The following is a 1,975-nucleotide window of genomic DNA, read 5'->3' as shown; positions in this document are numbered from 1 at the left end:
CGATCCGCAGCAGTGGTCGGCGTACGCCTATGCGGAGAACAACCCGGTGACGTACGCGGACCCCACGGGTCTGTGGACCGCGAAGGGGGCATGGAACAAGCTCAAGAAGGCCGGAGGTGCTGTCGGCGGTGCCGTCAGTGGCTTCGTCAAGAAGTACCAGGGCGAGATCGTCGGTGCAGTCGTGGAGGTTGTCGTCACGTCCGGTTGCTTGGCAATCACGGCCGGTGCCGGAAGCCTGGGCTGCATGGCCCTCGGCGGTGCTGCGGGTGGCGCTGCCACCAACCTCTGGAAGAGCAAGGTCCAGAAGACGCAGAAGTTCTCCCTGATGGGGCTGGCTCGCGACACGGTCATGGGCGGAGCCTTGGGCTTCCTCGGCGGAGCGGGTGGAAGGCTGCTTGCGCCAGCGCTGGGCAAGGCCTCGACCGGCATCCGCGCCGCGGTCTCACGGACGTTCGCAGCAAAGAAGCCGGTGCCCAGGCCGGGCGGTGCGTCCAGTGCCGCGAAGCCTGCGGGTGGGGCGAAGACCACGCCCAAGGAGAGCCCACAAGGCGCCTCATGCTCCCTGAGGAGCTTCTCCGGCAGCACCAGCGTTCTCATGAGCGACAGGTCGGTCAAGGCGATCAAAACGTCAAGCCCGGCGACAGGGTCCTGGCTGCAGACCCCAAGACGGGGAAGCAAGCACCGAGGACCGTCACCAGGACGTGGGTGCACCAGGACACCCTGGTCACGTTCACCGTCGGCGGCAAGACACTGACGACGACTGAGGACCACCCGTTCTGGAACGCCACGGACAAGCAGTGGCAGGACGCCCAGGACTTCGACTTCGGCGACAACGTCCTCACGGCCGACGGGTTCGAGGTCGCATCCAACGGGATCGACTTCAGTTCGCGCATCGTAGACTCGGCCTACAACCTCACGGTCGACGACCTCCACACCTACTACGTCATCGCTGACCGTGCGCCGGTTCTTGTGCACAATTGCGGTAATGCTGTGACGCATTCTGTGGACAATGTTGTTGAAAATCTGGATAATGGTGTCTATTTCCACTACACCAGCGAAACCGGTCACGCCGGCATTCTCGGAGGAAACGGTGGAATCAAGATCGGCGCAAACTCTTCAGGAAAGGTCCATGTTACTCAGCAGATCGGGAGCTCCTCCGATATTGATCGGGACATATTCATCGGATCCTCGGCGTATCTAGGAAAAGCTGACTACCTATTTGCTTTCAGGATGCCTGAGGGCGTCAAGCTGCTTCGAGGGTCGCAGACGAACGAGCTTATAACCATGGGTTCGTTGAGAATTTCGCCCGAAGATGTCCTGTTCCATGGGAGGAACCCGTTCTAATGGTATTGCGAGTTGAGCTTGAAGATGTCTCTGAAGTTAAAGTCCTGCTTCGTGCTGGCATCGAACTGAAGTTTGATCTGGCGGGGGACGCGAATGCTCTTGTTGGAAGCCCAATCTACGCTTCAGTCTTGAATCGCCTTCGCGACTTGATGATTGAGGAGGTGTGCTCCAAGTCTTCGTCGCACCCAGCGCAGGAACTTGCGGATTGGTATCGGCTTTCTCTGCACGAGCAGCGATGCGAGATCGTTGCGAGAAGGGTGCTGCTCCATCCGCGGTGGCGAAAACTGAATACCGTAGAGTTGCGAGAGTGGGTTGAAACGCTTGCTGCACCACTCGTAGTTGATGACGAGGGTCTGGCGGCTGTTTACTTGACGATCAGCGGGATGTCCGAGGTGGAATGAAAAGGTGCTCAAACTGAGATTCCCGTCCGCTCTGCCCCCACCAGTCGCCCGTCCGCCAGGTGCACGCGGGCGTCGACCGTGTCGAGGGTTGCCTCGTCGTGGGTGACCACGATGGTCGCTGCACCGGTCTCGCGGGTCAGTCGGGTGACGAGCTTGATGATCTGGACGCCGCGTTCGTGGTCGAGCGCCGAGGTCGGCTCGTCGACGAGCAGGACCTCGGGGTGGTTCAT

3 protein-coding genes and 1 pseudogene are annotated in these 1,975 nt (G+C 60.5%); 3 read left to right on the top strand and 1 reads right to left on the bottom strand.

The features are described 5' to 3' along the window. The 3 genes from ACZDYF_RS18795 to ACZDYF_RS18785 form a co-directional block, all read left to right on the top strand. Positions 1–754: hypothetical protein (locus tag ACZDYF_RS18795; RefSeq protein ID WP_475061307.1), on the top strand; the 754-nt coding region annotated here is incomplete at its 5' end. Next, positions 649–1,344 (top strand): polymorphic toxin-type HINT domain-containing protein, encoded by a 696-nt coding sequence (locus tag ACZDYF_RS18790; RefSeq protein ID WP_475061304.1) that lies wholly within the window; start codon positions 649–651, stop codon positions 1,342–1,344. The genes ACZDYF_RS18795 and ACZDYF_RS18790, both read left to right, overlap by 106 nt. After that, the gene (locus ACZDYF_RS18785) at positions 1,344–1,745 is read left to right on the top strand and encodes a hypothetical protein (protein ID WP_475061301.1); all 402 of its coding nucleotides are present in this window, start codon (positions 1,344–1,346) and stop codon (positions 1,743–1,745) included. Before ACZDYF_RS18790 ends, ACZDYF_RS18785 begins: the two co-directional genes overlap by 1 nt. Before the next feature lie 8 nt (positions 1,746–1,753). On the opposite strand, the pseudogene ACZDYF_RS18780 reads toward ACZDYF_RS18785, so the two are convergent. Beyond that, positions 1,754–1,975 (bottom strand): annotated as a pseudogene (locus ACZDYF_RS18780) (ABC transporter ATP-binding protein); the annotation flags it as partial.

This window comes from Oerskovia sp. PE-21s (genome assembly GCF_056158145.1).
The sequence above is the reverse complement of the archived record's forward strand: the minus strand, read 5'-3'. Positions and strand labels throughout refer to the sequence as shown.

Bases quoted from the DNA above. Each gene is read 5' to 3' on its own strand.
- ACZDYF_RS18785 (WP_475061301.1), top strand. From the start codon at position 1,344: ATGGTATTGCGAGTTGAGCTTGAAGATGTCTCTGAAGTTAAAGTCCTG.